Source organism: Paenibacillus mucilaginosus 3016, from assembly GCF_000250655.1.
GTDB classification, from domain to species: domain Bacteria; phylum Bacillota; class Bacilli; order Paenibacillales; family NBRC-103111; genus Paenibacillus_G; species Paenibacillus_G mucilaginosus.
The window spans coordinates 2,358,775-2,370,183 of the sequence record NC_016935.1; the positions used below are offsets into that span (position 1 = coordinate 2,358,775).

At 48.6% G+C, this 11,409-nt stretch carries 12 protein-coding genes and 1 pseudogene; 11 read left to right on the plus strand and 2 right to left on the minus strand.

Going from position 1 to position 11,409, the window contains the following annotated elements:
- The first annotated feature begins 76 nt into the window (after nucleotides 1-76).
- The 11 genes and pseudogenes from PM3016_RS10490 to PM3016_RS10530 all read left to right on the plus strand — a co-directional run bounded on the left by PM3016_RS10490 (nucleotide 77) and on the right by PM3016_RS10530 (nucleotide 8,562).
- The gene (locus tag PM3016_RS10490) at nucleotides 77-1,945 is read left to right on the plus strand and encodes a glycoside hydrolase (protein ID WP_014369415.1); all 1,869 of its coding nucleotides are present in this window, start codon (nucleotides 77-79) and stop codon (nucleotides 1,943-1,945) included.
- Nucleotides 1,942-2,091 (plus strand): hypothetical protein, encoded by a 150-nt coding sequence (locus PM3016_RS38565; RefSeq protein ID WP_014369416.1) that lies wholly within the window; start codon nucleotides 1,942-1,944, stop codon nucleotides 2,089-2,091. Before PM3016_RS10490 ends, PM3016_RS38565 begins: the two co-directional genes overlap by 4 nt.
- Nucleotides 2,092-2,352: 261 nt before the next feature.
- Nucleotides 2,353-2,490 (plus strand): annotated as a pseudogene (locus PM3016_RS41340) (spore germination protein); the annotation flags it as partial.
- A 121-nt stretch (nucleotides 2,491-2,611) separates the two neighbouring features.
- A complete protein-coding gene (locus PM3016_RS41345) occupies nucleotides 2,612-2,815 on the plus strand; it encodes a hypothetical protein (RefSeq protein ID WP_420798955.1) in 204 nt (67 codons plus the stop codon).
- Nucleotides 2,812-3,909 carry a GerAB/ArcD/ProY family transporter gene (locus tag PM3016_RS10500; RefSeq protein ID WP_014369418.1) on the plus strand — a complete coding sequence of 366 codons (1,098 nt, stop codon included), beginning with the start codon at nucleotides 2,812-2,814 and terminating at the stop codon, nucleotides 3,907-3,909. Before PM3016_RS41345 ends, PM3016_RS10500 begins: the two co-directional genes overlap by 4 nt.
- A complete protein-coding gene (locus PM3016_RS10505) occupies nucleotides 3,906-4,970 on the plus strand; it encodes a Ger(x)C family spore germination C-terminal domain-containing protein (protein WP_013915523.1) in 1,065 nt (354 codons plus the stop codon). The genes PM3016_RS10500 and PM3016_RS10505 overlap by 4 nt, the downstream gene beginning before the upstream one ends.
- Before the next feature lie 1,031 nt (nucleotides 4,971-6,001).
- Nucleotides 6,002-6,307: a PadR family transcriptional regulator gene (locus PM3016_RS10510; RefSeq protein ID WP_014369419.1), complete on the plus strand. Its 306-nt coding sequence runs from the start codon at nucleotides 6,002-6,004 to the stop codon at nucleotides 6,305-6,307.
- Complete coding sequence (locus PM3016_RS10515; protein WP_013915527.1) at nucleotides 6,307-6,657, plus strand: DUF1048 domain-containing protein; 351 nt, start codon at nucleotides 6,307-6,309, stop codon at nucleotides 6,655-6,657. Before PM3016_RS10510 ends, PM3016_RS10515 begins: the two co-directional genes overlap by 1 nt.
- A gap of 12 nt (nucleotides 6,658-6,669) precedes the next feature.
- A complete protein-coding gene (locus tag PM3016_RS10520; RefSeq protein ID WP_013915528.1) occupies nucleotides 6,670-7,020 on the plus strand; it encodes a DUF1048 domain-containing protein in 351 nt (116 codons plus the stop codon).
- A gap of 15 nt (nucleotides 7,021-7,035) precedes the next feature.
- Nucleotides 7,036-7,794 carry an ABC transporter ATP-binding protein gene (locus PM3016_RS10525; RefSeq protein ID WP_014369420.1) on the plus strand — a complete coding sequence of 253 codons (759 nt, stop codon included), beginning with the start codon at nucleotides 7,036-7,038 and terminating at the stop codon, nucleotides 7,792-7,794.
- Nucleotides 7,795-8,562: an ABC transporter permease gene (locus PM3016_RS10530; RefSeq protein ID WP_014369421.1), complete on the plus strand. Its 768-nt coding sequence runs from the start codon at nucleotides 7,795-7,797 to the stop codon at nucleotides 8,560-8,562. It abuts the gene before it with no gap.
- A gap of 667 nt (nucleotides 8,563-9,229) precedes the next feature.
- On the opposite strand, the gene PM3016_RS10535 is transcribed toward PM3016_RS10530, so the two are convergent.
- The gene (locus PM3016_RS10535) at nucleotides 9,230-10,519 is read right to left on the minus strand and encodes a sensor histidine kinase (RefSeq protein WP_236628652.1); all 1,290 of its coding nucleotides are present in this window, start codon (nucleotides 10,517-10,519) and stop codon (nucleotides 9,230-9,232) included.
- A gap of 34 nt (nucleotides 10,520-10,553) precedes the next feature.
- Nucleotides 10,554-11,267 carry a response regulator transcription factor gene (locus PM3016_RS10540; protein ID WP_013915533.1) on the minus strand — a complete coding sequence of 238 codons (714 nt, stop codon included), beginning with the start codon at nucleotides 11,265-11,267 and terminating at the stop codon, nucleotides 10,554-10,556.
- Nucleotides 11,268-11,409 lie beyond the last annotated feature (142 nt).

Below are 11,409 nucleotides of genomic sequence, written 5' to 3' on the forward strand. Positions count from 1 at the left end.
GGAGGAAGAGGCCGGTGGACAGTTCAAGTCCGCCGGCTATTTTCTTTCCCATATCACTTGGAGAGGACTGAAGGATATGCCGGATGTATGGGTGATCTCGGATTCGAATCTGGAAGTGAGGTTCGACCAAACCGTCAATCTATTGGGTGTGAAAGATAAGCGCTCGAATAAGCTCTGGGAACAACTGCCCCTTGGCAGGGAGCTGACAGTAAATAAAGTCTCCCAGCACAGGAATGCTCTACACCTGGAGCTTCAGGGAGGAGCGCTTGCCTTCTCAGCGGCCCTGGAGCTGACAGAGACATCGGAGTTGGTGGTTACGATTACTGCCGATCCAGAGGCTTCTTTTGACAAAATCAGCTTCCCTGCCGCCTTTCAGGCACCGGACCCGGATCACTACCTGCTGCAGACAGACAGCCAGGGTCTGCTGCTGCCCGTGGACGATACGCGCTATCCGCTCGAGGAACATCCGTTTTTCTTCTGCGGCGGAGGGCCGGCCATGGCCTGGATGGGGGTTACGGATTCGGTTTTCGAGACGGGCTACATGGCCATTTTTGAAACCCCCTATGATGCCGCTATCGCACTCAAGCGGGAGGAGGGACTCATTACCTTTGCCCCTGTGTGGCTCAGCTCTATGGGAGAGTTCAGCTATGAACGCAGAATCCGATATGTGTTCTTTCCTACAGGCGGCTACATCGCCCAGTGCAAGAGATATCGAGAGTATGCCTGGCCGAAGAACAAGGTCCTTACACTGAAGGAAAACCAGAAACGGTTTCCGGCTATCGAGAAGATTCTGGGGGCTGTTCATATTTATGTATGGGATAAGGCCCGAGAGGTGAGTTTCGCTCAAGATTTGAAGAAGTCCGGAATCGAAAAGGCGTTATTCCTGTGGAATGCCAACCATTTACCCTATCCGGAACCGGACTACGACAGCCGGCTCCAAGAACTGGGGTATGGAACCGGAGGTTACGAGCTTTTTACCGACATCCACCCTGATTCCCATCCAGGCTATGCAGCCCTCGACCGAATTCCGCTGAAGCGTAATGTTTACCCTGGCTTGTTCGATCAGATTACGGCGCGAAAAAAGGATGGGTCCACCTATTTTAATCAATACGGAACCTATGTATGCCCTGAAGCGGTTCGGCCGGAGATGATCAAGCGGGTGGAAAAAGAGCTCAGCTTATATCCCCATGAAACTTATTTTTTGGATGTTTATCAAGCCAATGGCCTCTATGAATGCCATAATCCCGAGCACCGGCTGACCCGCGAGCAGTATGCCGAAGCCATCATTCGAAACTGTGAGCTGCTGGAAGAGAAGTACAATACGTTTCTGGGAGCCGAATTTGGCGCCGACTTTGCCGGATCCCATGGAGTATACGCCCATGGAATGATGACGCTGCAGCGTATGTGGTGGTTTGAATCCGAGGCGAACAGGAAGGGAACGATTTACTATATGGGGGACTGGAAGGATAACTCCAGGCCTTCGATCATGCTGGGAGAGCGGACGGCTACCGGTGCCTATCTGGAGTATTCCATTCATGAATACACACGGGTGCCATTGTACGAGTTGGTTTATCACGATGCCATTGTCACTTCATGGCGGTGGGAGGATTGCAACCATCACAGCCCTGAGATTTGGTGGAAGAAGGATCTGTTCAATATTCTCTATGGAACGGCTCCGTTGTGGTCTATCGATCAAGAACGGTGGGACAGCTTTAAATTCACTTTCGTGGAGAGCTACAACAAAATTTGCCCTTGGCTGCAGCAGATTTGCTACGACGAGCTTGTATCCCACCGTTTCGTGAGTTCGGACCGCAAGGTTCAGGAGAGCCGGTTTTCCTCCGGAAAGCGAGCGGTAGTTAACTTTGGGGATACATCCTATACGTTCGAGGGACGGATCATCGAACCCCGCGGATTCATCACAATGGATGATGGAGCTACCAATTGATCGCTTCTACAAATCGGTTCAGCAAGCTGTGGTTCCTTCACGGGAACCACGGCTTTTTTTCGATGGACAGGCAGAGGCAGATCAAATCCCGCATCAAGCGGATGGAGAAAATCGAAATTGAAGGCGTGCAGCGGCCGAAATCGTAAAAAGTTTGGATCGAATGTTCGTTAATTGCGGAATAAGGAAAAGGAGTCTGCGGGAAACATAGGGAAAACTTTCCGTAATGGAAAGGACGGGTACTAATTCATGAACGTCGATCTGTCTTTGGACAAAAACGAGAAATCATTGCAAGCCATGTTATCTCATAGCGCTGACTTCAAATCAAGTGAATTCACGGCCGGCGTAAACCGGTATCGATTGTTTTATTTGGACATATTGCGATGCCTCCCGTAATGGAAGCGATGTTTATGTTGGTCACACTGGAAATCCTGCGAGAGGCGACAATCCGTCTTTCTAATCCGGTCGGCCAGACGATCGGAGTTGTGGGCGGTATCGTCATCGGTACCGTGGTGGTTCAGTCGAATCTGATTTCCAATATGATGGTGGTCGTAGTAGCATTCACAGCTATAGCTTCTTTTGTTATTCCTGTGTACGAAATGAGAAGGTACGGTACGATTACTAGCTTACCCGAACATTATCTTGTGCGCGATATTCGGGTTTATTGGCTTGGAGCTTTCCTTTCTCTTGATACTAACGCATTTGGCTCGTTTGAACACTATGGGCATTCCGTATTTTTACTCGGGGCTTCTAGGAGGTTCAATCAAAGATACGCTTATCAGAGGACCGCTTGGGAGCTTGAAAGAGCGTCCGATGGAAAGCTTAGCTAAAGACGAGATGAGAATCGAGTCTCCAAGGGGATGGAATGAATGATTCATCTGAAAGAAATATCCATTAAGCAGCTGATTTGTCTTGTTATTTTCACCCAAGTAGGTGCCAAAGTGCTAACGATTCCTTATGAAGAGTCTCGCAATTCGGGGTATGACTCATGGATGTCGGTACTGCTCGGAGGGGTGATCGCTCAATTGGTGATCCTCATCGTGTACCTGCTGGGAAAAAGATATGAAGACCGTCCTTTTCCTCAATATGTAACGGAGATTACAGGAAAACCGTTAGGATTATTATTAAACGTCTTATTCGCATTGTATTTTATTGAATCATCTCTCATGGTTCTAGTTACTTATGCCAATTTCATCAACCGTTGGGTGTTATTTAAAACACCATGGTTTGTGATTATTGCACTTATGGCGGCGACCGCTGCCTATATCGCTTCCTCTTCGCTTCGGTCTATAGCCGTCATTACGGAAACGTGCATTTTGATGTTTACGATTTGCTTTGTGATCGTATGTATTAGCGGATTGGGGAAGGGCGATTGGCTTCATTTTGCGCCAGTCGGATCTCATGGTCTGGGGCCGATTATAAAGGATGCTATTCCGGCTTTTTGGGCTTACGCAGGATATGAGCGGCTTCTGTATTTTTCCCCCTTTGTCAAGAGGCATAGCAATAAGGAGATCTTAATTGGCATGTCCATAGCTAATGGATTTACGACCTTTTTCTATGTTCTGATCTCGGCCATAGTGTTGTACAACTTCAGTGAACCTCAACTGGACCTCGTCACCGAACCGATGGTATTCATTCTCCGTCAATTCAAATGGCCGATGGTGCAAAATCTGGATATTTTATTTATGGTCATTTGGTTATCAATGACCTTGGTTACCATCTATGTCTATCTGTTTATGTCTGCACGGTTTCTGGCTTCCACCTTAGGGAGGAAGCTCGGAAACCATGCTCTGCTCGTATGGATATTGGCGTTTGTTTGTTTTGCTATTGGGGTATGGTTCTCCGACCGCCAAACGTTATTAGAATTTGCCGATTATCATAACAAAGCTAGTACCCTTATTATAGCTGGTGTGCCGACCATTTTACTGCTTGTCTCTCTAGCTCGGGGAAAGGCGGGTATACGATGAAAAAAGCGGCGGTCATATTCATGTTGTTGCTGGTATGTACCGGTTGTTGGGATCAAAAGCCGCTGCGCAATCTTCATTTAGTTGACGTTGCGTGCTTGGATCTGGATGAGAAGAGCGGTGAAGTATTGCTCAATTACATCGTCACTGTACTCAATAAGGCAGGACAAGGAGAAGGAGACCCCAAATCCGAGACAACGCTGCTAAAAGGACCAAGCTTTGTCGAAGCGGTCGGACAAGGGGATTACTTTGATGAAGGTCCATTTCTGGGTATCCACAATAGAATCTATTTATTAAGTGAAGGCTTTGCTTCTCGGGATCCAATCGGACAGCTTGCTTTTTTGCTTCACGCTCCTTATGCATCGATCAACACCCCGGTTGTTATATTCGAAGGTTCAATATCTAAGCTTATGCAAAGAAAATCGTTTAATAGGGAAGATTTTACGGAAACATTGAATCATTTTATTATGAATTTGGAATCGAGTCGAATCATACCTAACGTTTCCATGATGCATTTCATACTATCCAAGGAAGAACCTTTGGAAGACATCGCATTGCCTGTAATAAAGCAGCAGTCGAATTCAGAATTGGAATTCAGTGGCGCTCTCTTATTCCGTCAAGGAACGAAGGCAGAGGAGAAGCTCAGCAAGGAACAAGTCCAAATACTGATGTTGTTGTTAGGAGAAAACTTCAATAAGCACAAGGTGGGCGGACGTTCTACGTCAGGCATCGGACAACAATTGCTGACCGGGCATATGAATAGCACAGAGTATGCATTTTCGATCAAAAAGGGTGTTTCAAGGATTACGATTCACCCTGAATCCAATGGATTGCCGAAAGTTATCGTGAATGTCAAATTGAAAATCAATGTATATAAGCTTGGGCAGCAAGCGGTTAGACTGAAATCAGATTATGTTAATCAAATGGAAAAACAATTGAATAGTTATCTGGAAGAAAGGGCCGTGGCGACGATCCGGACGATGCAAAAAGCAAATTCTGATGTTCTCGGTATCGGAAGGAAGATATATTCACTCCATCCCGGCCTCTGGAAATCACTGGACTAGCGTAAGGACTATCCGCAGATTTCGATCGAACCGAAGTTCGATATACAAATCATTAACTCAGATGCACAATAGGTCAGAGGGCATGGCCGTATTGCCGCGGAAACAAAAGAGCAGCCTTTGCTTCCAACTCCGAGGATTCCTGACAACTCTGTACAAATGGTTCTATATTGAAAACCCCAAACTCGGTGAACGACTACCCAAAAGCCTTTCACTACAGGATGCCATAAAGTTTGAACAATTCGCCGCATTGTCAGTAACCATCCGCATCTATTACCGCACCTGTAACCAAATCTTCCGGATTTTTGAGGGCCCCGCTGGGTGGAGCTTTCTCCTAGGAGCAGCTGCAGGCCAGAGCTTGCGCGCTGCAAGGAAACCGGAGAGAAGACGGCAACTTTACACGTAACCAAAGGAGAACATGCAATTTTTTGGCTCTGAAGAATGATGAGGAGCGGAGGGCTTGCCTGCAAGGACTGCCGTTCGAGAAGCTCACACACTGCTAAAGTCCTTCACCCTTCTGATCCTGGGCAAAACGGCTAAGCTTGGGGTACATATCCCTGCCGGGGTAAAAGAATTTCTAGAGCGGGTCGAGACCGAAGTAAAGAAAGCGGTACGTTGACCCAAGTAACTGTATCCAAGACCGTGGATACGGTGAAAGTTACCTTGGATTCGTCGGCTATATCGCAGCTATTCTTTTTGGGATCTCGTTAGCATGCAATCCTGTCGTAGCCCCCATTCTTATGTACATCGTGGGGTTCTATGATCTCTTAAGCTGGTTTGATGGGGACAAGAAACCGGTCTATAAGCCTTTTGGAATGTGCCAAGTAATAGTTATTCTCAAAACGTATTCTTACGGTATTTAAGTAGGTTACCTGACGTTAGGTTGAAGTATAGTTCTTATGAGTTTAGTCAGTTTCTCGAATACCGCTTTGACAAACCCGCTACTGCGTGTTACTATGTAGAGGTAGTAAGTATCACTGCATACCAGTCCTACAGAATAGTGAAGGGTGATTGAGCTGGAAAACTTAACGGAAATGCTTAAAGGCGTGCTTGAGGGCTGCGTCCTCGAAATTATAAGCCGCAACGAAACCTACGGTTACGAAATTACGCGGAGGCTGAACGCCCTCGGCTTCACAGATGTTGTGGAGGGAACGGTGTACACCATCCTGATCCGGCTTGAAAAAAGCAAGTTGGTGGAAGTCACCAAAAAGCCCTCCGACATGGGGCCGCCGCGAAAGTTTTTCGCGCTCAACGACGCGGGACGCGAGGAGTTACGGAGGTTCTGGGAAAAATGGGCGTTCGTATCATCTAAAATTATCGAATTAAAGGAGAGAGATTAATGAATTTTTGGGAAAAAATCACCGGCAGCGATATGACGAAAGAAATGAAAGCTTTTGAATCCAGAGCCAAAAAGCTGCCGGCTGATTATCAAGCGGCATGGAAACAAATTAATGCGAATCTTTGGATGCACTCCGATTTCACCGGTCGCAACCTCATGCCCATCCTTGACGGCGTGCTTGGCCTGCTCGAAGAAACGGCGGCGGATGGTCAGCGTGTCCATGAGGTTTTGGGTGACGATATCAAAGGTTTCTGTTCAGCGCTGGCCGGCGAAGAAGGGGCAAAGTCTTTTCGAGACAAGTGGCGCGAGCAACTAAATCATAATATCGCCAAAAAATTAGGTAAAAAATAGGAGGGTAATAAAATGAATATACGAGATATCATCGAAGGCAAAAAAGAGTGGCGAGCGCACGTGGCGCGTGTCAAAGCGCTCCCGCAAGATTATCAGATTGTTTACAAAGAGATGCAGAAATATTTCTTTAAGGTTGGTCCTGTGGAGCTAACCGAGGGGACGGGTTTGCTCTCGGGGATTGTCGATCTTTTTGAGGAGGGCGCGGCCTCGGGGAAAGGAGTGTTAGAAGTGACGGGCAGAGACGTAGCAGCTTTCTGCGATGATCTAATCAAAGATTCAAAAACTTACGCTGACATTTATCAAGAATCTGTTGACCAAGCGAATAACAAGACCATCAGAAAGGGTGCGGATAAAAAAAAGTAAAAGGGGGATATGGGGATGGGAAAAGCAATTGAAGTGAACGGTCTGCAAAAGTCTTACAAGAAACTTCATGTTCTAAAGGGCGTCGATTTCGAGGTGGAAAAGGGAAGCATTTTCGCCCTGCTCGGCTCCAACGGGGCTGGCAAGACAACGGTTGTCAAAATTCTCAGCACGCTGCTCCAACCGGACAGCGGAACCGTCACCGTTAATGGATTCGATATTGCGTCAAATCCAGACCTGGTAAGGCAGTCCATCAGTCTGACCGGGCAATTTGCCGCGGTTGATGAGATTTTGACCGGGCGGGAGAATCTTATTTTGATCGCCAAGCTGAGGCACCTTAAAAATCCGCGTCAGGTTGCGGACGATATGCTTAAACGCTTCGGTCTGACAGATGCCGCGGACCGAAAGGCATCTACTTATTCGGGTGGTATGCGCCGCAGGCTCGACATCGCTTTGAGCCTTGTGGGAAAACCGCAGATCATTTTCCTCGACGAGCCAACCACCGGGCTTGATCCTGAGGCACGTATCGAGGTTTGGAAGATTGTAAAGGAGCTTGCCGATGGCGGCACGACGGTATTCCTGACCACGCAGTATTTAGAGGAAGCTGAACAGCTTGCCGACCGAATTTCTATTCTGCACGAGGGCAGGATTATCGCCAGCGGCACGCTCGCCGAACTGAAAAAGCTGTTCCCGAAAACGAAGGTGGAGTATGTTGAAAAACAGCCGACATTGGAGGATATATTCCTCGCCATCATCGGTAAAAGGGAGGCCATGTAGATGGATGCAAAAAAACATTTTTTCAGCGACATGAGCGTAATGCTTGGACGTTCCATGCGCCATATTTTCCGCAGTATGGACACCATCTTCACGGTCTGTATCACCCCCATTGCAATGATGCTGCTATTTGTCTATGTTTTTGGCGGCGCAATCGAATCCGGTACGGATAACTATGTGAACTATCTGTTGCCTGGCATATTGCTTATGGCGATTGCGAGCGGGGTTGCCTACGTGGCTTACCGCCTGTTTATGGATAAGCAGCGGGGCATTATTGAACGGTTCCATACCATGCCGATTGCGCGTTCCTCCGTGCTGTGGGGGCATGTGCTGACCTCGGTGGTATCTAACATCATTTCTGTTGTCGTCATCATTCTCGTAGCGCTCCTGATGGGCTTTCGCTCATCGGCGGGGGTACTGGCTTGGCTTGGCGTAGCGGGTATACTTGTGTTGTTTACGCTGGCTTTGACCTGGATCGCGGCCATTGCCGGACTGACAGGAAAAACGATGGAAGGCGCTAGCGCCTTTTCCTATCCATTAATCTTCCTGCCATTCATCAGTTCGGCCTTTGTTCCGACCGAGACGATGCCGGCAGTCGTGCGTGTCTTTGCTGAAAACCAGCCGGTGACCTCTATCGTAGAGACCATCCGAGCACTATTGTCAAATCAACCGGTGGGCCATGATATCTGGGTCGCTTTAGCGTGGTGCTTAGGGATCATGATTGTTGCCTATCTATTTGCGGTGCGCGCATACAAACGGAATACAGCTTAATGTTTGTATTATAATGACAGTGATAGTGGTCAAAAAACCGCACCAAAACGACGCCGATCTCGGGGACGAGGATGATAGTGATGGCGCATGTAAGATGGCCAGGAAATGCGAAAAAAAAGTCCCAGTACCCATCGCAGCGAAAAAAAGGAGGCAGTTGCGTTCGCAACTGCCCCAATGAACCTATTCATAGCATAGCGTTAATTCTAATAGATTCATATCAAGTATTCAAGAGCTTTACGGAGGCTCCCTGTCGGAGAACAAGAACATATATTCATAAGCGCCGCATAAGTTGCGGTTTTTTCTTTTTAAGGATATTGTTCTTGTCCATAAGTGCATGACAAGAACATATATCTTAGCCGTAAATGACAAGAGCATGTATTCATTGCCGTATAGCTCAAAATTCTCGGGTGCTCGTTAACGGACAGTTTAGTGCAACAATCACCAACAAATTTCGTCTGAAACATGTGGAAATTTTTGTATGATGGGATAAGGAACATGGGATGTTAGCTTTGTCCATCATGGATAGCCTGTTGCAAACCAGTCTTAGTTAAAAGATTATAGAGCAATTTGCCGCGGCAACTGCTCTATTTTTAAACCCGCAGGAAGCAGGGGCACGGGCCGTTTGGCTGCCGGTGGATCTTGCCTTTTGTGCAGGGCAGAAGAAGCGTCAGTCAGCCGGCAGGCTGATCGTGAACCGGCTTCCCTTTCCAACCTCGCTGTGTACCTCGATCGTCCCTTGATGCAGCAGGATGTTCTGCTGTGCGATTGCCAGGCCCAGGCCGGTTCCCCCGTTGGCACGTGTTCTGGAATCGTCTGACCGGTAAAAGCGGTTGAAGATGTGAGGCAGGTCTTCTTCGGGTATGCCGTAGCCATTATCCTCAATGATGATGCGGACGCTTGCATCCTGCTGCTTCTCTACACCGGTACCCTCTACCCGGATATGGACCTGCCCGCCGCGGCTTGTATATTGAATCGCATTCGTCAAAATATTGTACAGGGCCTGCACGATGCGATGCTTTTCTACGGATACGGTGACCCTGTCTCCCGGAGTGTGCAGGGATACGATGATTTGCTTATCGTCCGCCAGGAATTGAATTTGTTCCATCAAGCCTTGCAGAATCAGAACGATGTTTTCCGGCTGCCTGCGGAGCTCTGTTCGACCAGCCTCCATTTTGGCTAAATCCAGCACATCATGTACCAGCCGGGACAGGCGCAGCACCTCGTCCAGCAGGGAGGAGAGCCGCTCCGGGGAAACGGGGGCCTGCAGCTCCAGTGCCAATTCCAGCTCGCCCTGCATAATCATGAGCGGGGTTTTGAGTTCATGTGCAGCGTCAGACAGCAGCTGCTTGCGGGATTGCTCGAGTCGGGTCAGACTATCGTACATTTCCTGGAGTGCCCGCGAGATGGCCCCGAATTCATCCTTTCTACGAACAGGCAGTGCGATGTCGGTTTTCCCTTGTTTGATCCGGTCGATCCCCTTGATAATCTTGCGGATAGGGCTTGTCAGCGTCCAGGACAGCAGCAGGATGATAAACAGCGCAGCGATGCAGGTAAACAGTAGGGATACTTTTACAATGCTGGGCAAAATTCCATACCACAAGGATTTGAATTCAAAGGTCTTGTATTGGCCTGTGTTCATCGCATAGATTCGTCCAATTTCGTGCTCATTCAGTTGAAGCTTAAGCTGCATACCGTTTTTTTGCACATCAATAAGCTCCAGGGTTCCTCTCCGGTACAGCACCTGGCCCTCCACGACCAAGGCGATTTCAACAAAGGAGGAGCTGTGTTCGAACTCGCCTGCACTCACGCCAGCCCATGACTCATTGTGCGCAGCATAGTACTGCTCAAACTCCTCCTGAAGCGCAGTGAAGCGGGACTTCTCATTAACATAGGCGAAGTCGCGCACGATATAAAATTGAACGTGGGTAACTGCCAGCAGGCAGAGCAGGATGAACACGATCAAGACACTCATGGACAAGATCAGCTTGCTTCTAATTTTCATGGCTTGCCCCGAAACGATACCCGAACCCGTACACTGTCTGGATATAAGCGGAAGGATTGGCATCAAGCTTCTTGCGCAGCTTGGAGATATGGGCGTCTACCGTACGCTCGTCAATGACGAATTCCTCTTCGAAGGCATGCTGCAGCAGCTGCATTCGGCTGAACACCCGCCCGGGCCTCGAGGCGAGCAAATGCAGCAGCTTGAATTCCGTAGGCGTCAGCCTCAGCTCCTGCCCCCCCATAAACACCTGCAGGCGCTCCTCGTCAATGCTCAATTCCCCTCTTCGCAGCACGCTGCCCTGTGCGCTGCTTCCTGCTCTGTTCATTCGCCGCAGCAGCGAGCGGATTCGGGCTGACAATTCTCTAAGGCTGAAGGGCTTGGTTAAATAATCATCCGCTCCCATTTCAAGGCCGACAATTTTGTCCATCTCCTCCGTTTTGGCCGTTACCATGATGATCCCAGGCTCCCCGATTTCCCTGAACCGCCTACATGCATCCAGACCGTTCATGTGCGGCAGCATCCAATCGAGCACGATAATGTCCGGTTTGCTCTCCATATATAATTGAACAGCCGCATTCCCGTCCCTGGCCGTGAGAATCTCGTAGCCTTCGGCTAGGAGATAGGTTTCCATCAACGACAGAATTTTTTCTTCATCCTCCACGAGCAGCACCTTGACCCCTATGTTCGTCCCCTCCCGGCTCATTTTCCGATTTCTACAGCCCATTATACAATATTTTGAACTCGCAGCCGCCCGCATCACAATTCCTGCAGCATTTCGCAACAAGTTCGCAGCATTTCGGTGCTAAGGTTACAGCAGGAAGAAATTTTGAAGCTGTAGGGAGGAT